A 19076-nucleotide genomic window follows, 5' to 3' on the forward strand; every position below is an offset into this window, starting at 1 on the left:
CTAAAATCTTTCTACTTTCTTTCACGTCCCGTTTAAATGGAATATGTCTCTTGGATCTCTCTTTTAATCAGACCAGTTCATACGTCCGTAGCGAAGTGCAATATCATGGATTTCTTTCTGAAGCTTCACAGTCAGCTCCCTTTTGCGGATCCTCCACTTCCAGTTCTTTCCTACTGTGGAAGGCTGGTTCATTCTGCAGCTGTTATCCAGGCCCATATAATCCTGCATAGGGATCACACAGAGCTTTGCACTGCTTCTCATAACCAGGCTGATAAAGCATTTATGCAGCTCTTTATCCGGTGTATAGTTATCACAGAGATAATCCCTGGCAAGCTTACGCTCTTTTGCCATAATGCTCTTCCACCATCCGGCGATGGTCTCATTATCATGGGTTCCTGTGTATGCCACACTGTTCTCCGGATAGTTGTGTGGAAGATAATCATTGGCACAGCCGGAATCTCTGGAATCAAACGCAAACTCCAGGACCTTCATTCCCGGGAATCCACTGTCATGGACAAGCTGACGCACAGAATCTGTCACATAGCCAAGATCCTCCGCAATGACCTGCTTCCAGCCAAGGGCCTGCTCCACTTTACGGAACAGATCGATCCCGGGACCTTTTTCCCAGTGACCGCCAATGGCATTTTCTGCACCGTACGGAATGGAAAAATACTCGTCAAAGCCACGGAAATGATCGATCCTTACCACGTCATAAAGGCGGAATACGTAGCTCAGTCTGGAGATCCACCACTGATATCCTGTATTTCTGTGGTAATCCCAGCGGTACAGTGGATTTCCCCAAAGCTGTCCTGTTGCGGAAAAACCGTCCGGCGGGCATCCGGCTACAGCCACCGGCACATTCTCCTCATCCAGCTGGAAAAGCTCCGGATGAGCCCAGGTATCTGCACTGTCCATAGCTACATAGATCGGGATATCTCCGATGATTTGAATGCCTTTTTCGTTGGCATATTTTTTCAGTTTCATCCACTGCTCATAGAATTTGAACTGCATATACTGCTGGAATTCAATATCAAAATATAATTCTCTGCGATAGTAGTCCATGGCATTTGCCCAGCGAAGGCGGATATCCTCTGCCCATTTTGTCCACTCAACACCGCCGAACTGATCCTTTACTGCCATAAAAAGTGCATAGTCGGAAAGCCACCAGCTGTTTTCTGCAACAAATTTCTGATAATCCGGATTCTCGCTGGTGTTGCTGTTTTCGTAAGCTTTGCGGAGAAGCTTATAACGGCCTTTGTAGATTTTTTCATAGTCTACGCTGTCTGCTCTTCTTCCCCAGCTGACCTTATCACAGTCCTCCTTTGTAAGGACGCCTTCCTCCACCAGTGCCTTCAGGCTGATAAAATACGGATTTCCCGCAAAAGTGGAGAAGGACTGGTACGGAGAATCTCCGTAACTGGTAGGTCCCAGCGGAAGAATCTGCCAGTAGCTCTGTCCCGCTTCCTTCAGCCAGTCCACAAAATCATAGGCACTCTTTGAAAAACATCCGATGCCGTACTCTGACGGCAGGCTTGTGATCGGCATCAGAATGCCGGCTGCTCTTTTATCCATATCTTTTCTCTCCTTATGTTGAGCCCTGCATCTCAGAGCATCTTATCTATTATCCTCTCACGGATGCATATTCATATAATCTACGCAACCGTTTGCGTAAATTATACGTCCATTTTGCATGAAGTGCAATGCGTTTTTGTCTTTTCTACCTTTCTTACAATTTTTACATCCTGATTTTGTGCAGTTTTTCATTATGTCAAACAGAATCTGTCTGCATCTCACTACCTGATTTTCTGTGCATCTGTTTTTACGCAATTTCATGCAATTTTCCGTGCAATATGTTTGACAGTATCCTTGTTATGAACTACAATATCTCTATCAGACTGAGATAAAAAAGCCGGATCAGAGGCATACTTCCGCTTTGATCCGGCATATCCGTGAGGAGGCAAATTTATGGCAGTAACCATCAAAGATGTGGCAGCTCTGGCCGGGGTGTCCCCGTCCACCGTTTCCAGAACCTGCAAAAATAATCCATCTATCAGTAAAGAAACCAAGGAACGTGTACGCAGAGCCATGGCGGAGCTTGGCTATGAGCCGAATTTCCAGGCCAGCAACCTGGCAGCACAGATTTCCCGCTCCATCGGTATCATCCTGCCTCCATCCCCAAAGGAGACATACGAGAATTCCTTTTACCTTGAGACGATCCGGGGGATCAGCCACTACTGTAACGCACATCAGTATATCAGCACCATTGTTACCGGTCAGAATGAAGAAGAGATCCTTAACGCAGTACGTTCCATGTCCAGAAGCGGTAAGGTTGACGGATTTATTGTTCTTTATTCCCGTGTGAATGATTCTGTTATTGATTTTCTTTTCAGTGAAGGACTTCTCTATATCCTGATCGGAAAACCGGCACAATACACCAATCATACAATCTATATCGATAATGACAACCTTCTGGCCGGACAGGAGGCAACGGAGTATCTTTATGCTCTGGGCCACCGGAAGATCGCTTATCTGGGTGTAGATAATTCCCTGGTCTTTTCCGCAGACCGCAAAACCGGCTATATGACTGCGCTGATCAGCCACGGATTAACCGTACAGCCCGAATACTGTATAGAGGTTCCTGCCGCTTCCCAGAATGAGTTTCAGGAGCTTCGAAAGCTGCTTTTAAGTGAGGAGCGCCCTACAGCTGTGCTTGTCAGTGATGATATTCTGGCACTTTCCCTGGAGCGGATCTGTATAGAAGCAGATATCTCCATACCGGAGGATCTGTCCATTCTTTCCTTTAACAACTCACTTTTTGCCAGACTGACTTCGCCTCAGCTGACCTCCATTGATATTAACTCCGGGCAGCTTGGAATGGAAGCAGCCACGCAGATGATCAGTCATATCGAAAATCCGAGCCTTCCGGCCACAAAGATCATTGTACCTCACCAGCTGATCGAAAGGAACAGCTGCCGGAGGATCTGATCTGCTTTCAAACAAAAAACAGGTATCTTCTCTGCTGACTGTGTATTGACCACCACTTATCGATCTGACATTGGTGGTCGATCTACCGCCCGGCAAAAAGATATCTGTTTTTCATTTTTTATAATACTTTTTATAATGCTTTCTCATAACACCAGTACATATGTCCCCAGAGTTCACACTCTCCCACGTTCTCAAAATTCAGCTTATCATAAGAACGGAGTGCTTTTACATTGTCCTTCGCAACAAGAAGATGTACAGCTTTATAGCCCCGCTTCTTCAGCTCTTCCATCACACCCTTAAGAAGTTTCCCGGCAATCCCCTGATTCTGGAATTCCTGACATACTCCCACCCGGGAGACCTCCGCTGACGGCACCATGGTTTCTGACCAGCATGTGAGACATTCCACATTTGGATCATCATCAATGGAGATCACACCTGCGATATTTCCCGCATCGTCCCGCATACAGAACAGCGCATCTCTGGAAAGATCAAATTCCACTTCTTTTTCTGAAGGATACTCCTCTGTCCACACACAATAGGGCGTCCCCAGCAATGAACGGTACAGCTTCAGAACTGTATCTGCTTCTTCTCTTTTTACACGCTCGAAATTCATTTTATATCCTTTCTCCTGAAAATACATTCTTTTTCCGCCCGGATCTCGCCAGTATCAGGATCACAGCAAATGTAATGATCTCTGAACTCAGGAAGGACACACGCCATTGATCCCAAATAATCCGGAAATAGCTTTTTCCCAGGACCGTCAAATCTGCAATCTGCACCATGTCTTTTCCTGATTCTGGTTTTCATCCCATTTATCATTTATTCTAACTCAAAAAAGCTTCCCTTTTTGTTACTGATAATAACATCTTCCGCTACACCCCGCCGGAAACACTGTCCGTTTTAATGTATACTGAAATTCCCTCTCATTTTCTGCAGCGTCCAGAATTTCCAACGCTTTTCGCAAATTCCGGATATCTTTTTCCATGTGATCCACATAGTTTCCCCGGCCAACCAGCTTCAGATGCGTGATCCCTGCCTGCTTCAGCTGATACAGTGCACACAGTCCACAGCCTGTCTCACCACAAAGATATCCGGATTCATCATATGCTTTCAGATCCGGTTCCTGATCCCACGCCTGCTCCTGAAGAGCCATTATTTTTTCCGGAACAGCATCACCATTCCGTACAGTTCCAAGCCAATAGGACACCCTGCAAAGATATCCCATCTCATCACAGTGAAGAGAATTACAGAATGCTCCCGTAAACTGGCACATTTCATTCAGCACAAAGGCCTCGAACTGCATTCCCGCCTCCGGTCGGATCCCAGCCTGTTTTTCCACTTCTCTCTGAGATGCAATAACAGACTGCATATCCCGGAACGTGTTTTTCCGATGAAAGATCAATCTCTTCAGAGGAAAGCGCCGGAACATCTTCAGCATTTCACTGTTCACTTCCCCCGTCTCTCCGCTGAGATGGATCTCACAGGAAATCCCCCTGTTTTTCAGATAAACAAGAAGCGCCGGATCTGCAATGATATAGCTTCGAAATCCAATTCCCATGCACTTTTCTATGATATCTCCGATCTCCGGATACTGTTCCGGAAGATAATACAGGGAATTGAAGGTGAGATGCACCGGCTTTTTATATTTTTTTACCATCCGGGAAAGAATTTCCAGCTCACTGTATGCTCCAAGCTGAACATTACAACAGAGAACCTCCCTGCGATTTAACGGCATTACTGTGCCATATTTTTCCGCCCAGGAAAATGGTACATAGCCACAGAAAAATTCATCTGCTCCTGCCTGCACAAAACGTTCATATTCATCTATGGAGCCTAACCCGGCTGTTATTTTCATACTGTTATCCATGTCCTGTTCCTTTTTCTGCAATGTATTCTTGTCAAACAGATATTCGTGCTCCACCTTCACAGCCTGCTCATCACCTGTCATATATTAACAACAATGCGATCCGGCTTTGTGCCTTTTATATTTTTCCACATTTCAGGTATCTCCGGAAATGTTTTATCCACACCGAACAGGGAATTATACCTCCCTGCCATGTGTAAATGTTCCGGATAAAGAAGTGTGTATTTTTCACAAAATTTCGGACAGTGCTCCGCAAGCTGCTGTGTACCACGATCCCCAGTGGTGCACAAAGCATACAATGGACAATACTGCGAAGTGTTTGTCTGATAAAAAGGCAGATGCAGACTGTTTTTTCCCGGGGGAAGCTCCTGTGGATATCCACAGGACTCCCACTCGTATCTGTGGATATGAAATTCTTCAGCCAGAAAATCCCGATAAAACCCCGCATTCAGGCTGTTTTGCTGAAATAATAAGGTATCACCGGATTTATATTTCATTCGCGGATCCTTTTTTCGTTTATTAAGCAATGTGCCCAGAACAGGATGCAGGCGGGATGTTTTTCCACAGAGCATTTCCACCATGGCCCAGTCATTGACTACGATTTCCACATTCACCCCATGAATACAGCACCAGTTATCCACCTTTTCCAGAAGCTTTCCCACAGACAAAAGCATAAATTCCCGGATATAAGAAAATACCAGTGTGATCTCCGATCCCTCCGAATACACTTTATCCATGATAGAAAAAAGCTGCTCTTCTATCGGAAACAAATTATGGCAGAACTGATTTCCAATATAAAATCTGTCCGGTATCCGGCCTGCAAAATAACTGTGAGTGAGATAATTCTTCTGCCAGTAAGACGCCAGAAAAGCCTGCAGCGGCTGGCACAGATATTCTTCATACAGGGAAGTGCAGTTTAATTCCAGGGCAAACTCTGCATTATCCAAAAGCCTTAATTCTTCTGCACCCATTGTATCCTGTGGATTTCCGGAAGCCTTTTCATTTTCTCTAAAAAACCACCGCTTCTTCTGTTCCTCCAGACTCCTGCAATGCATCTCATCCAGCTCCGCAGGATAACCGGTCAGTGATTTCGCCAGCTCTCCATCGTCTCCATCCAGCTTCAGACGGATATATCTGTTGTACTCTCCGGCCAGACGCCGAACCTCCTGTACATAATCCTTCTGTTCCACTCTCACAGAATATTCCCTGTAAAAATATTTTCCGGTTTTCTTTTCAACTGGCTGTTGATCCTGCAGGCATTGCTCCTCTGCTGCACTCATCCCAAACCTCCGGATCTCCACTCTCCTGTACCCGGCTTTTTTCATATCATAAAAACAGATCAGAAACTGCTCCGGTTCCGGGCATTCCTCTGCCAGCCGAAATCGAAATCCATCTTCACCCAGCTCTGTGATCCGGATTTCTTTGCTGTCCATAAAACCGGATAGTAATCCAAATGGTATCATAGAGATCCTCATCAGGAAAGCTTCCTCCCTTCAGGCAAAAAAAGGAGATGCCATATGCTCCCATACAGCACCTCCCACTGTTCCTTCTTATTTCACTTCTACTAATTCAATTCTGAAATTCAGCTCTTTACCTGCCATCTCATGATTAGCATCGAAAGTAATGGTTTTTTCATCTTTTGCGTTAACTTTAACCGGGAACGGCTGACCATACTGATTGGAGAGGTATACCTGCTGTCCTACAGTAAGATCCTCAGCACCCGGAAGCTGTTCGATCTCAAGTGTAAAAATCGCATCCGGATTCGGCATACCGTAAGCTTCCTCAGGCATCAGATGAACATCTACCACCTGGCCAACCTCCATGTTTGCAACTGCCGCATCAAAGCCTTTAATCATCTGTCCTGCTCCGCAGATGAATTCCAGTGGCTCGCCACGGTCATAGGAAGAATCAAACTGTGTTCCGTCATTAAAGGTTCCTCTGTAATGTGTACGGCAGGTTTTTCCGACATTAGGACCTGTGATAGATGGCTGGGAACCGCATCCGCCGCCACAGCCTCCGCAGGAATGTCCGTCTTCATGACCGCCGCAGGAGTGTCCATCCTCATGGCTTCCGCAGGAATGTCCATCTTCATGATGGTGATGATCACAATTCACACCTGTGGATACCAGCTCGCCCTTCAGATAAGCATCCACAGCCGCATCTACGTCACCCTGTGCTCCGGAACATAACTCAACACCAGCCTCAGCAAGTGCTGCCTGAGCGCCGCCGCCGATTCCGCCACAGATCAGAACGCTGATCCCCTGATCTGCAAGAAGTCCGGCAAGTGCACCATGTCCGGTGCCATTGGAGCTGATCACTTCACTGGAAATAACCTTGTTATCCTCCACCTCATATACCTTGAAAAACTCCGTTTTTCCAAAGTGCTGAAAAATGTTTCCATTATCGTATGTTGCTGCAATTTTCATTTGTAAAACCCTCCATTAGTCAGATATGTATTATATTAGTATATCGTGCAGGCAGGATAAAAGCAAGGTTTAACTTCGCTCACAAAAAACACCTCGCGGGACATTGCCAGTGAACAGTAACCTCTTGCTGTCATTCAATGAATCCAGTATAATAGAAGAATCTGTAAAAATAAACGATTTTTTAAATAAGAAGGTTTGAACTAAAATGAAATCATACGAAGAATTACTTTCAGATATTGAAGAAGACATGGAGCTCATGGGTTCCTCACACATTGTTTATTCCATGGAAGAGGACGACATTGTTACCGATTATGATTATCTTCCATCCGATTCCTGTACGATCTCCATTACCTTAAAGGAGCTTCAGGAAAAGCTTCAGCTGCAGATGCTCTATACAAAAGTTTCCGCTCATACAGCCGGAGCAGATAAAAATGCCCCGAAATTAGCTGTTGTTTTTCCGGGCATCGGATACACTGCTGACAAGCCGCTTCTGTACTATACCAGCCGCCTTGCCAGCAAACACGGCTACAAAATCCGCACGGTATCCTATGGCACCCTCCCGGAAAATGTCAAAGGAGATCCTGAAAAAATGAAACAGGCCTTTGACCTTGCCCTGGAACAAACAGAACGCTCCTTAGGCAGCATCGACTGGAATTCCTATGGCAGCATTCTGTTTATTTCCAAAAGCATTGGTACAGTCATCTCCTCTGCCTATGCTTCCCGACACGATCTGACTGTAAAAAGCATCCTGTTCACGCCTCTTGCAGAGACCTTTTCCTTCCCACTTGCCGGAAGCATCGCCTTCCACGGCACCGCAGATCCCTGGGCCGAAACCGATTCCATCCGGAAACTGGCAGCGCAGAAAGATGCACCTCTCTTTCTCACCCAAAACGCCAACCATTCTCTGGAAACCGGTGATGTACTGACGGATATCTTTATTCTAAAAACTACAATGGAGCGGGTCCAGCGTTTTATTTAACGCCGGCCCGCTTATTTTTCCCCACCCACTAAAAACTGAGGTGTCAGCTTATTCAGCTCACGATCCATGGAAGTTCTGGAAATATCACTGATGTCCTTCAGGGCAAACACTTTAGAAAAGCCGATCTCCATCATGTGATCCAGATCCCATGCCGGGCGCTTTTTATCACTCATAAACAGCTTACTGCTGAGCTCTTTCCCTGTTTCCGCATCTTCATGAGCATGGATACCTCTTCCGTATTTTTCCCACATGGCAGCATCATGTGCCTCGTAAATCTTTTTCTTTTCTTCATCATAAAGATGCAGATACCAGCAGGCGTCCGATACCAAAAGGCGTCCGCCTTTTTTCAGTACACGCAGCCACTCCTTGTAAGCCTTCTGTGGATCATCCAGCGTCCATGTGATATTTCTGCAGATAATCATATCAAATGTCTCATCCGGGAAATTCAGATTGTGGCAGTCCATAGTCATCAGATCTGCGGATAAACCTGCTGCCTTTACATTTTCCTTTGCTTCATGGATCATATTTTCAGTAATATCGATCCCGGTCACATGATGTCCTTCTTTTCCCAGCATAATTTCAAAAAATCCCGGCCCGCAGCCTACATCCAGTACTTCCAGATGTTCTTTTTCCGGCGCATACTCCAGAATCAGATTTTTCCAGTTTTCTGCTGTTTCACTTTTCAATTCTGCCTTGATCCCTTCGCTGTAAATGCCAGCTTCTCCTTCCCAGTACTCTTTGATCTTATCATTTTGCATGTCACTTCTCCTTCTTTGTGGCTACTACAATAAATTTTTTTCCCTGATATCCGTATTTCCAGAAATCCATCGTCCATGGTCTGTTTAGCCAGCGGTTCTCTCTGATCTGAATCCTGGCAAAGCGTACCTTTTTTAATATCTGAAAGTCCGCTTCCGGACGCTTCTGCGATGTAAATGGCAGCTTTTCATAAATTCCGCTGTTTTCCTTCACGTCAGATCCATATGTTTTTCTTTCTGTAACATAAATAAGAAAATCAGCAATTTTCATATGGATCTTATTTTTTAATGTGGGTTCGACGGTCCGATAGTCCCCATCAAAATAAATGATCCTTCCACCTGGTTTTAATACAGCCTTCCAGCGTCTGAAAGCTTTTTCCGGATCATATAATGTCCACACCGCATCTCTGGAAAGTATCACATCATAGCTTTGTTCCTGTTCCAATGGCAAAGTTACACCATCTTCCTCACAGATTTCCACCTGCTGATGATACTGTCGCATATTCCTTCTGGCTTTTTCTACCATTCCTGATGAACCATCGATCGCTTTTACATCATGTCCCAGACGCGCTGCTATGATGCTCATAAAACCCGGGCCGCAGCCCACTTCTAAAATACGAAGGGGCTCAGGTCCAAGAAGTCTTTTCAATTCTTTTGTCCAGTAAGATACCGTTCTTTTGTTACTCAATTGTTTTTGGATCATATCATCATAATCACCGGAATCTTCTGTCCATTTATTCTCGATCTTTTCAAACATTTTTTTACTCCACTACATCCAGTGTTGCCCAGTTAATGCCTTCATAGGCAGTCGGTGCAAGCTCTACATTGGTCAGTCTGGTATTGTTATAGATATAATCACGGTTCGGATAATACAGCGGTACTGTTACTGCCTGATCATTGATACGTGTGAGGATCTTATCGTATAATTCCGTCCGCTTTTCTTCATCCTGTGTCTTTAATACTTCTCCGAGATCTTTGTTCAGCTCCTCATCGTACCAGTTTACTGCCTTTGCTCCATCTTCCGCATAGAACATTGATTTCAGGAATCCATGAGGCATCCAGGAATCTTCATAGCTGCGGTAAATGCACAGATCGTAATCTCTGGTGTTCCAGATCTCATCATAGTAAGCTGCGGATTCTTTTTCTACCAGTTCAATACCTACACCGACCTTCTCATATTCAGATTTCAGGAATTCACAAAGAGATTTCCATGAAGCATATTCTTCAGTCTGGAATACCAGTCTGAGGCTCAGTGGTTCTCCGTCTTTTTCTACAATACCATCTCCATCTGTATCCTCATATCCTGCTTCCTTTAACAGTTCCTTTGCTTTATCCGGATCATATGGATAGCCCTTGCTGTTTTCTTCTGTTACATAAGGAACTGTCGGAGACATAAGTCCGGTTGCAGGATTGCCGTAACCATCCAGCAGATCATTTACAATGCTTTCTTTATTTGTTGCATAATTCAGTGCCTGACGTACGTTTACATCCTGAAGCGCCGGTGTATCATAATTTTCGATCAGATAGTAAGAAAGTGTGGAAACCTGCTGTTCTGTCGATAAATTTTTATCTGCCTGGATAATACTGAAGCTTTCGGATGGAATATCCTGAAGATTCAGATCTGCCTCTCCACTCTGAAGTGCCATCACTCTGGCATCACCGTCTACCACCTGTTTCAGAACTACTTTATCAATATTTGGTTTCTCACCGTAATAATTAGGATTTGGTACCAGGACAACCTCCTGACCGCTTTCATAACTGTCGATCATCCACATTCCGGTACCCACTTCCTGACAAAATTCTCCATCTTCATCCAGTGCACTTTCACAGGTAAAACGGAACGGTCTTGGATAGCTGAATTCGATCAGCAGAGTATAACATGGTTCTGCGAACTTAAATTCTACAGTATAATCATCTACCTTTGTAACATTTTCCAGTTTGGCTGAAAAGTTACCGATCACATCCTGTTCCACCCATCTGTTATAATTCCACATCACATTGTCTGCATTAAACTCTGTGCCGTCCGAGAATTTCACATCTTTTCTTAAATGGAACGTATAGGTTGTGCCATCTTCGCTGATATCCCAGGATTCTGCCAATGCCGGTTTGATTTCTCCATTTTCTCCGTAACGTACCAGAGGATCATAGATCATTTCATAAAGACGAAAGTCCGGACCACTTTTTATAGGGTCACAAAGTTCAGGAGTCAGATCAATGGATGTCATTGCCGTAACTACTTTTTCCTCTTTTGCCTGTACATTGACACCTGTCAGTAAAGTTGCCGCCACCATGCTCAATGCTATCAATTTTGCTACACGTCTTTTCTTCATTTCTTCCTCTCCTTTGTTTGTTTTATATTTTACAGCATATGACATGCCGCAAAATGTCCTGTTTCAATTTCTGTCAATTCCGGTATATGCTCTCTGCATATATTTGTACATCTTCTGCACCGGTTCTGATATGGGCAGCCCTGTTCCGGAATGGTATCTGAAAATATTTTCTTTTCCTGCGATCCGATTCTTCGCATTTTCGGTTCTTTTACCGGAATAGAATCAAACAGATCTTTTGTATAAGGATGTACGGCAGTCTCCTTTAAGCTGTCCGTATGATCAATAAACTCGACCACGCGTCCCTGATACATAATAGCCACCTCTTTGCAGAGATATGGAACGTTGGACAGATCGTGAGTGATCAGTAAATAGGTCATCTCATATTTTTCCTGCAGCTCATTTAACAGATGCAGGATCTGCTTTCGTATGGAATAATCCAGACTGGATACCGGTTCATCACAGATCACAAGTTCCGGTCTTAATACCAATGCTCTCGCAATATTAGCTCTCTGACACTGACCTCCTGAAATCTGTCCAACATAACGGTTGCGGATATCCGGATCAAGCCCCGTCTGGATCAAAGCCTCCTTTACTCGCTCTTCATACTCACCCTCTTGCAGTTTTTCATGTAATTTCAAAATTTCCAGAATATTTTCTCCAATGGTATAACCGGGATCAAATACCCCGCTGCTGCTTTGAAAGACCATCTGAAGATTCTTGCGATATGGACGAAACTGCTTTTCAGACAAATCCTGCATTTCCTGTCCCTGAAACCAGAATTTTCCATCTGTAGGTTTCTCCAGGCCGGCGATCAGCTTTCCGAATGTAGTTTTACCACTTCCACTTTCACCGATCAGGGCCATGGATGATCCTGCATGGATTTCCAGACTTACATCATCCACTGCCTTCACAATTTTTTTCTTGCCATAATATTTTTTTAAATGTTCTGTCTTTAGTAACGTACTCATACTTTTCCCCTATAAAACTGCATCCAACAGTTTTTTTGTATATGAATGCTGCGGATGATAAAAGATCTCTTCAACCGTTCCGTTTTCCACTATTTCGCCGTCTTTCATGATCGAAACATCATCTGCGATCTCTGCCACCACACCCAGATCATGCGTAATAAATAACACGCCCAGATTTTCTTTCCTGGATAGCTGATAGATTTCTTCCAGGATCTGCTTCTGTACGGTTACATCCAAGGCTGTCGTCGGCTCATCTGCGATCAGATAATCCGGTTTCATGGACATGGCAATGGCGATCATAACACGTTGGCACATACCACCAGACAATTCGTAAGGTTTTTTCTTCATCAGTTCTTCCGGATCACGCAGATTCATCATCCGCAGACTTTCCAACGCTGCTTCCCTTGCCTGTTTTTTGCTCATTCTGCGATGTTTTCTCAGTCCTTCCAGAAGCAGTTGTTCAACTGTAAAGAGCGGATCGAGAGCAGCGGTCGGATCCTGAAAGATCATTCCGATCCTGTCTCCGTATAACTGTCGTTTTTCTTTTCCTGATAACTTCAGAAGACTCTTTTCGTTCAGTGTCACATCTCCGGATATCACCTTTCCATTTCCTGCAAGCAGATTCATGATCGTCAGAGAGGTAACTGACTTGCCGCTTCCGCTTTCTCCCACCAGAGCATGGATCCTTCCGCGTTTTACTTCCAGGCTGACATCTTTTACTGCATGAACCATTCCGTGAGAAGTCTGAAACTCCACATGTAGTCTTTTTACCTTTAGAACATCATTTTTGGGCTGTTCCATTCTGTATTCCCTCCCCCAGATAATTAAATGCCAGAACAATGATCATGATCAGTATGCCCGGATAAAACATCAGTCTTGGATAAGTCTGAATATAACTTCTACTGTCACTGAGCATGATCCCCCATTCCGGTGTCGGTGCCTGCACACCAAGGCCGATAAAGGAAAAACCGGCAATTGACAGAATGATCGAACCGATTTCCATTGTTGCCAGTGCGATTACAGATGGCAGGATATTTCTCAATACATGCCTAAATATGATCCTTGCGTGGCCGCAGCCGCCGGCTTTTAGTGCGGTCATATAATTTTTATTTTTTTCCTGAAGTGTCAATGCTCGGGCAAGCCTTGCATATTCTGCCCAGGATACGACCGATAAGGACAGGATCAGATGAGCGCCGCTGGCTCCTACGGTTCCTGCAATGGCAAGTGCCACAATAAAGACCGGCATAGCCATAAATACATCAATGATCCTCATAATTATGGAATCGATTTTTCCACCTACATATCCGGCAAACAGTCCGATCGGCACCCCGACACATACGGTGATCAGAAGCACCGTAAAGCTATAGCTCAGTGAATACCGGCTGCCCCAGAGAAGTCTTGATAAAATACATCGTCCCAGCTGATCAGTACCTAAAGGATATGCCGCCGACGGATTCTTTAATTTTATCGAAACATCCACAAGCAGTGGATCATGCGGCGCCAGTACAGGTGCAAAAATAGCTGCCAATGCAAAAATTATGACCACCATCAATCCTATTTTTGTTTTCGGTGACCGGAATACCTGTTTCCAGTACAGATTCTGGATCATGCTTTTTTCTGTTTTCTGCTTTCTTCTGCTTCCCATTCTATGATCTCTCCTTTACTTTAACTGGATTCGCCGGTCAATCGCAGAATAGGCGATATCCACAAGAAAATTTAATACTACAATGCCAACAGCCAGAATAAAGATAAAACATTGCAGCACCGGAGTGTCTTTTGAGATCACGGATTTCAATGCCAGATTTCCGATTCCCTGAATTGAAAAAATACTTTCTATCACAGCTGAGCCACAGAAAAAACCGATCACAATTGATACCAGACGTGTAAGCACAGGAATCAGGATATTTTTCAGACCATGACGCAAAATTACATTTACAGATGACAATCCCTTAGCTCTGCTGGCACGTATGTAATCCTGCTTCAGCACCTGTATCATATTGGTACGGATCAATCTCGTCATAATTCCAAAGAAACTGATATCCATGGCAAATGCCGCAAGAATCGGGATGCCTCCGGCATCTCCTCCGATCACGGAAATCACTTTTAGCTTTACTCCAAATATATAGAGCAGCATCAGACCGATCCAGAAAGACGGCATAGATACACTGAGGGACGACAAAATGCGAATGACTTTATCCAGAACTCTGTTTTCATAAATTGCCGACAAAATTCCAAGAGGGACTGATACGATCATCAACAATAAAAACGAAGTAACTGCCAGTTTAAATGTCTGTGGAAAATATCTTTTTAATTCCTCAAAAGCCGGTTTTCTGGTAGAATATGATTTTCCAAAATCGCCATGAAGTGCCTGATCCAGCCATTTCCCGTATTGTACCAGCACCGGCTGATCCAGTCCTTCCTCATGCCGTACTTCTTCTACCTGCTCCGGTGACGGATGCTCATATTTTTTCTCCGCCAGCACTCTGGCAGCATCACCTGCCGATATAAAACTCAGCATAAAAATAATAAATGTAACCGCCAGCACTACCGGAATCATAAATATAAAACGCTTTGCAATTACTTTTCCCATCTTCATCTCTCCTCATTTTTTATCTGTTTATTGTTTTTAAAATAAAAAAAGCTGATATGATCCAGCATCATATCAGCACAAAAAACAAACCTCCACCTCAGGCAGAGCTTATTCCTTCTGTATCCCATCCGAATCAGAATTCTTCTGTCAAAAAGGCAAGTCTCCTGACTCCAGTTCTTCCTACTTACCATCTTCCCGGATCTCTCCAGTGATATTTTGGTTTTCGTCCCTGTCACAGTAGCGGTGGCTGTTCTGGCATTTCACCAGATTCCTTATTAAGTACTTTGTACACCCTTCTGACTATTCAATTTTCATAGTTGCAATGAATAAGTATTATAATATCATACTTTTCTTTTTATATAAATAGTTTTTTGTCAAATATAAAATATCTGAACATTTCATAGTGAAACCCGTATATTTTCTGCCTGTATTATTATAGATCCCTTAAGTAAATAACATTATGTATGAACGGTGACTTCTTTATATTTCCGTATAATGATCATATAACTTACGAATAATAAAACAGCTGCACTGCTCCATGCACAGATCTCTGCATAGTATATTCCATCTTCACCGATCAGTTTTGGCAGCAGCAGCGCAACACTGACACGCATTATAAATTCTGCAATGCCGCTGGCAAGCGGAATCAAAGTATTACCCAGGCCCTGGATAGCGGAACGATACACATACAGCAGATACAGCACCCACAAAAAGACAGCCATGATAAACAAATACTTATATGCTATATCCAATACCTGTCGGGTCTGATCCGGTTCACCGGATACAAACAGGGACAGTACATTACGTCCAAACAGTACCATCATGCCGGAAATGAAAGCCGAAGTGAGCACTGCCATATAAGTGCCGCTGCGCACGCCTTTTCGAATCCTCTGGTATTTTTTTGCACCAAGATTCTGGCCTACATAGGTTGTAATAGCATATCCATATGAAACGGCAGCCATCTCCAAAACCCCATACAGCTTGTTCGATGCCGTAAATCCCGCCACAAACAGAAAACCAAATCCATTGATCACATACTGTACCACAAGTCCTCCCACGGAGATGATCACATTCTGTATCGCAAGAGGAACCGCCAGTTCCAAAAGCCGCAGGCTCATAGAGGGCTGCCTGTAAAAGTCCTTCTTTTCCAGGCGGATATCCGGGATTTTACGTAATACGATCAAACAGTACAAGGCTGAAAATCCCTGTGCGATAACGGTCGCCACTGCTGCTCCGGCTATACCCCAGCCAAAAACCGCCACAAACAACAGATCCAGTCCCACATTGATCACTGCCGCCACTGTCATTGCGATCAACGGTGATCTGCTGTTTCCAAGTGCCCGAAGGATCGCTGCAAATATATTATAAGCAGCTATGATCGGGATTCCTGCAAAGATCAGCCGCAAATATAGCATTGTCAGATCAATGACATTATCCGGTGTCTGTAAAAATAAAAGAACATGATAAACTGTACCTTCACTTACTGCGAGTACGACCACAGACAGTAATGCTGTCATGATATAGCTTTTCGCTACTGCACATTTCAGATTTTCCTTTTCCCTTGCTCCATAATACTGAGATACAAGAATAGAAAAACCCTGTGTGATACCTGTCATGATCCCCAACACCAGCCATACCAGCCAATCTCCGGCACCTACTGCCGCCAGTGCTTCAACTCCTACCACTTGTCCGACGATCATGGTGTCTGCCATTGTATAAAACTGCTGAAAAATATTTCCAAGCATCATTGGTATGGCAAAAGTTATGATCAGTTTTCCGGGAGATCCGGCAGTCATATCTTTTTCATTAGTTCCCATAAGAATCTCCTTTTCTTTTCATCCTTGTCCGCTATTTTACAAGGGACTCTTACGAAACACAAGCCTATTTTTTCACAAAGTTTTTCTCATATTTTTGGTAGCTATTACATCTTTATAATCATTATTTTTAATGGATCATTTTTGCCACGCCTATCTTAAAACTCTTTCTTCTTCATGGCGCTCATACTATACTTATACGAAGCAAACCATATAAGCAGACTTAGCACAATGAGGGCAATCCCGATTTCAAAATCCCCGATTCCCCCTATCATATGCAGAATACTTTCTTTTAATCCCAAGTTAGTCTTCACAAAAGATCTAATTGTATAACAAATCGCAAAAATAATTAAAATTGCAATTGGCAGCACAATTCGCCCTTTCTCTCCTTCGAACCTTATCCTGATCGCGATCATAATTCCCGCAATTGCCTGAAACACAAAAAATGTGATCAACTCCATTGCCAGCATTTCCAGATCAAACACCTCTTCAGGATTTATGAGTACCATAATTCCTGCACAGATCATTCCAATGCACCATCCACATGCTGTCATGATAAAGGAAAAAATATATTTTTCTCTGACATATATTTTTTTATTTACAGGTAAAGAAAATAAATATGTGTAACCATGGCCATTTTCATCATAACTGATCGTATTACCTGAATATATCGCCAGAACAGATGGGATATACATTGCAATGAAAGCAGCTGCCGTTTTTCCTGTAAGTATAAAAAACAATGCTACAAACACTAACACCAAAAAAAGATTACCACCCTGTCGAAAAAACAATCGAAAATCCTTTTCCAAAAGCCCTCTGATTCCTTTCATCATCTTTCGCCCCCTGTCAACATCAGGATCACCTGATCGAGTGATCCGCTCTCTACTACGATTTCCGGATAATTTTCTATATAATACTGCTTCTCGTTCGTCAGACAGGCAACTCCAAAAAACTCTTTTTTCTCTTTCAAAAGATACCTTTTATCCACTGCCTGATATTGTTCCTCACTGACCTTCAACACTGCATATTTTTCAAGAATCGTATCCATCGCTTCATGAAGTATGATCTTTCCTTTATGTATCACATAAATGTCATCACACAGATGTTCTAAGTCCGAAGAAATATGTGAACTGATCAGGATACTTCTCTCCGGCTCTTCTTCCATATACTCTCTTAAAATATCCAGCATCCTTTCTCTCGCTCCGACATCAAGCCCTGCTGTCGGCTCATCCAGCATCAGGAATTCTGCCTGATGTGTCAATGCAATGATCAGATTCAGCTTTGCTTTCATTCCTGTTGAGTACTCTTTTATAAATTTATCCAACGGAATCTGATATTCTTCACACATCTGATGAAATTTTTCTGCTTCAAACTTTGGATACAATTTGGCAAGGACTGCCTCAACATCTTTCCCTTTCAAGTATCCACTGAATCCGGTTTCTGCCAGGACAACTCCCAGCTCTTCTTTCTCTTTTTCACTTAACTCTTCCGGTATTTTTCCCAGGATCTTTATCTCACCGGCATCATAAGAAATGAGTCCGAGCACTGCCTTGAACAAAGTACTCTTACCGGCTCCGTTCTCTCCAACCAGACCGGTGATTCTTCCTTTTTCTACATTTAACGAACAGTCTAACTGAAATTCACCGTAGCTTTTCTTTACTCCTTTGATCTCCAACATAATCATTCATCCTCCATGATGAGTTCAAACAACGAACGGATCTCTTCCTCCTTCATTCCGCAGCGCCTTCCCTTCTGAATTGCTGCTTCCAGATCCGCCTCAACCTCTTTCCTGCGCTCTTCTTCCATCAGCTGTGTATTCGAAGCCGCTACATACGTTCCTTTCCCATGAACTGTGACTGTCATGCCCTCTGCTTCCAGATTGTCATATGCTTTCTTCACAGTAAGTGCACTGATCTTCAGTTCCTTTGCCATTGTTCTCACGGACGGCAATATATCATTTTCTTTTAACTCTCCGGAGATGATCTGCGCCTTGATCTGCTCCATGATCTGCTCATAAATTGGTACCATCGATGTATTATTGATTATAATCTTCATATGTTCCCTCCTGTTGTAAACAGTATATAACAGTGTAATACTGTTGTCAACTGTTATATACTGTTTTGCAGTAGTTGACTGCCGGGATATATTTTTTAGCACGAAAAAAGCACCTCTCGGTTTTCTGATTATTAACTCTGAGAAGTGCTCTTGTTTTATATCTAATTTTAGTACAGCTTTGCACCTGCCGGGATTCTGTCATCTACCATCAGAAGGTTCAGTCCTTCATGACCATCTTCCTCAGGTACTGCTGAGATCAGCATACCCTCGGAATCGATTCCCATCATGAAGAAATTCATTCTGATCAAAT

General features: G+C 43.6%; 18 protein-coding genes, 1 pseudogene and 1 riboswitch. Of the genes and pseudogenes, 2 read left to right on the forward strand and 17 right to left on the reverse strand.

From position 1 onward, the window contains the following. Positions 1 to 63: 63 nt before the first annotated feature. Positions 64 to 1572, reverse strand: a complete 1509-nt coding sequence (gene malQ / locus NCY57_RS01860) for a 4-alpha-glucanotransferase (protein WP_250789428.1) — start codon at positions 1570 to 1572, stop codon at positions 64 to 66. A 393-nt stretch (positions 1573 to 1965) separates the two neighbouring features. Between malQ and NCY57_RS01865 the strand changes: the two genes are divergently transcribed. After that, complete coding sequence (locus tag NCY57_RS01865) at positions 1966 to 2985, forward strand: LacI family DNA-binding transcriptional regulator (protein ID WP_250789429.1); 1020 nt, start codon at positions 1966 to 1968, stop codon at positions 2983 to 2985. 130 nt (positions 2986 to 3115) lie between these two features. On the opposite strand, the gene NCY57_RS01870 is transcribed toward NCY57_RS01865, so the two are convergent. The 4 genes from NCY57_RS01870 to NCY57_RS01885 form a co-directional block, all read right to left on the reverse strand. After that, positions 3116 to 3598: a GNAT family N-acetyltransferase gene (locus tag NCY57_RS01870; RefSeq protein WP_021650238.1), complete on the reverse strand. Its 483-nt coding sequence runs from the start codon at positions 3596 to 3598 to the stop codon at positions 3116 to 3118. Between the two features lie 237 nt (positions 3599 to 3835). Beyond that, the gene (locus NCY57_RS01875) at positions 3836 to 4906 is read right to left on the reverse strand and encodes a U32 family peptidase (protein WP_250789430.1); all 1071 of its coding nucleotides are present in this window, start codon (positions 4904 to 4906) and stop codon (positions 3836 to 3838) included. Between the two features lie 23 nt (positions 4907 to 4929). Continuing rightward, a complete protein-coding gene (locus NCY57_RS01880; RefSeq protein ID WP_173722995.1) occupies positions 4930 to 6312 on the reverse strand; it encodes a hypothetical protein in 1383 nt (460 codons plus the stop codon). Between the two features lie 87 nt (positions 6313 to 6399). Next, on the reverse strand, positions 6400 to 7275 hold the full coding sequence (locus NCY57_RS01885) for a NifB/NifX family molybdenum-iron cluster-binding protein (protein WP_161209855.1): 876 nt from the start codon (positions 7273 to 7275) through the stop codon (positions 6400 to 6402). A 205-nt stretch (positions 7276 to 7480) separates the two neighbouring features. On the opposite strand from NCY57_RS01885, the gene NCY57_RS01890 reads away from it, so the two are divergent. After that, positions 7481 to 8254, forward strand: coding sequence for an alpha/beta hydrolase (locus NCY57_RS01890; protein WP_195274673.1), 774 nt, complete (start codon positions 7481 to 7483; stop codon positions 8252 to 8254). An 11-nt stretch (positions 8255 to 8265) separates the two neighbouring features. On the opposite strand, the gene NCY57_RS01895 is transcribed toward NCY57_RS01890, so the two are convergent. The 12 genes and pseudogenes from NCY57_RS01895 to NCY57_RS01950 form a co-directional block, all read right to left on the reverse strand. After that, entirely contained in the window at positions 8266 to 9012 is a 747-nt protein-coding gene (locus tag NCY57_RS01895; RefSeq protein ID WP_021650931.1) for a class I SAM-dependent methyltransferase, read from the reverse strand. Between the two features lies 1 nt (position 9013). Further along, positions 9014 to 9766, reverse strand: a complete 753-nt coding sequence (locus NCY57_RS01900) for a class I SAM-dependent methyltransferase (RefSeq protein WP_022426108.1) — start codon at positions 9764 to 9766, stop codon at positions 9014 to 9016. Between the two features lie 4 nt (positions 9767 to 9770). Continuing rightward, the gene (locus NCY57_RS01905; protein ID WP_227588809.1) at positions 9771 to 11339 is read right to left on the reverse strand and encodes a nickel ABC transporter substrate-binding protein; all 1569 of its coding nucleotides are present in this window, start codon (positions 11337 to 11339) and stop codon (positions 9771 to 9773) included. A gap of 29 nt (positions 11340 to 11368) precedes the next feature. Then, a complete protein-coding gene (locus tag NCY57_RS01910; protein WP_059086421.1) occupies positions 11369 to 12307 on the reverse strand; it encodes an oligopeptide/dipeptide ABC transporter ATP-binding protein in 939 nt (312 codons plus the stop codon). A gap of 9 nt (positions 12308 to 12316) precedes the next feature. After that, positions 12317 to 13108, reverse strand: a complete 792-nt coding sequence (locus tag NCY57_RS01915) for an ABC transporter ATP-binding protein (protein WP_021650927.1) — start codon at positions 13106 to 13108, stop codon at positions 12317 to 12319. Continuing rightward, positions 13089 to 13952: a nickel transporter permease gene (gene nikC, locus NCY57_RS01920; protein ID WP_021650926.1), complete on the reverse strand. Its 864-nt coding sequence runs from the start codon at positions 13950 to 13952 to the stop codon at positions 13089 to 13091. Before nikC ends, NCY57_RS01915 begins: the two co-directional genes overlap by 20 nt. A 15-nt stretch (positions 13953 to 13967) precedes the next feature. After that, positions 13968 to 14897, reverse strand: coding sequence for an ABC transporter permease (locus NCY57_RS01925; protein WP_015526672.1), 930 nt, complete (start codon positions 14895 to 14897; stop codon positions 13968 to 13970). Between the two features lie 137 nt (positions 14898 to 15034). Then, positions 15035 to 15208: riboswitch (cobalamin riboswitch) on the reverse strand. 147 nt (positions 15209 to 15355) lie between these two features. Further along, positions 15356 to 16714, reverse strand: coding sequence for an MATE family efflux transporter (locus NCY57_RS01930; RefSeq protein ID WP_195274674.1), 1359 nt, complete (start codon positions 16712 to 16714; stop codon positions 15356 to 15358). Positions 16715 to 16869: 155 nt separating this feature from the next. Beyond that, positions 16870 to 17544, reverse strand: a complete 675-nt coding sequence (locus NCY57_RS01935) for an ABC-2 transporter permease (RefSeq protein WP_092071575.1) — start codon at positions 17542 to 17544, stop codon at positions 16870 to 16872. Beyond that, a complete protein-coding gene (locus tag NCY57_RS01940; RefSeq protein ID WP_147603685.1) occupies positions 17541 to 18389 on the reverse strand; it encodes an ABC transporter ATP-binding protein in 849 nt (282 codons plus the stop codon). Before NCY57_RS01940 ends, NCY57_RS01935 begins: the two co-directional genes overlap by 4 nt. Positions 18390 to 18391: 2 nt before the next feature. Next, on the reverse strand, positions 18392 to 18766 hold the full coding sequence (locus NCY57_RS01945) for a GntR family transcriptional regulator (protein ID WP_015526677.1): 375 nt from the start codon (positions 18764 to 18766) through the stop codon (positions 18392 to 18394). A 167-nt stretch (positions 18767 to 18933) separates the two neighbouring features. After that, a pseudogene (locus NCY57_RS01950) lies at positions 18934 to 19053 on the reverse strand (methionine--tRNA ligase subunit beta); the annotation flags it as partial. Positions 19054 to 19076 lie beyond the last annotated feature (23 nt).

Source organism: Blautia sp. MB18-30 (assembly GCF_023669475.1).
Taxonomy (GTDB): domain Bacteria; phylum Bacillota; class Clostridia; order Lachnospirales; family Lachnospiraceae; genus Blautia_A; species Blautia_A fusiformis.

Coding starts and splice junctions, on each gene's coding strand:
- malQ (WP_250789428.1), bottom strand. CDS start 1,572: ATGGATAAAAGAGCAGCCGGCATTCTGATGCCGATCACAAGCCTGCCG.
- NCY57_RS01865 (WP_250789429.1), top strand. CDS start 1,966: ATGGCAGTAACCATCAAAGATGTGGCAGCTCTGGCCGGGGTGTCCCCG.
- NCY57_RS01870 (WP_021650238.1), bottom strand. CDS start 3,598: ATGAATTTCGAGCGTGTAAAAAGAGAAGAAGCAGATACAGTTCTGAAG.
- NCY57_RS01880 (WP_173722995.1), bottom strand. CDS start 6,312: ATGATACCATTTGGATTACTATCCGGTTTTATGGACAGCAAAGAAATC.
- NCY57_RS01885 (WP_161209855.1), bottom strand. CDS start 7,275: ATGAAAATTGCAGCAACATACGATAATGGAAACATTTTTCAGCACTTT.
- NCY57_RS01890 (WP_195274673.1), top strand. CDS start 7,481: ATGAAATCATACGAAGAATTACTTTCAGATATTGAAGAAGACATGGAG.
- NCY57_RS01895 (WP_021650931.1), bottom strand. CDS start 9,012: ATGCAAAATGATAAGATCAAAGAGTACTGGGAAGGAGAAGCTGGCATT.
- NCY57_RS01900 (WP_022426108.1), bottom strand. CDS start 9,766: ATGTTTGAAAAGATCGAGAATAAATGGACAGAAGATTCCGGTGATTAT.
- NCY57_RS01905 (WP_227588809.1), bottom strand. CDS start 11,339: ATGAAGAAAAGACGTGTAGCAAAATTGATAGCATTGAGCATGGTGGCG.
- NCY57_RS01910 (WP_059086421.1), bottom strand. CDS start 12,307: ATGAGTACGTTACTAAAGACAGAACATTTAAAAAAATATTATGGCAAG.
- NCY57_RS01915 (WP_021650927.1), bottom strand. CDS start 13,108: ATGGAACAGCCCAAAAATGATGTTCTAAAGGTAAAAAGACTACATGTG.
- nikC (WP_021650926.1), bottom strand. CDS start 13,952: ATGGGAAGCAGAAGAAAGCAGAAAACAGAAAAAAGCATGATCCAGAAT.
- NCY57_RS01925 (WP_015526672.1), bottom strand. CDS start 14,897: ATGGGAAAAGTAATTGCAAAGCGTTTTATATTTATGATTCCGGTAGTG.
- NCY57_RS01930 (WP_195274674.1), bottom strand. CDS start 16,714: ATGGGAACTAATGAAAAAGATATGACTGCCGGATCTCCCGGAAAACTG.
- NCY57_RS01935 (WP_092071575.1), bottom strand. CDS start 17,544: ATGATGAAAGGAATCAGAGGGCTTTTGGAAAAGGATTTTCGATTGTTT.
- NCY57_RS01940 (WP_147603685.1), bottom strand. CDS start 18,389: ATGTTGGAGATCAAAGGAGTAAAGAAAAGCTACGGTGAATTTCAGTTA.
- NCY57_RS01945 (WP_015526677.1), bottom strand. CDS start 18,766: ATGAAGATTATAATCAATAATACATCGATGGTACCAATTTATGAGCAG.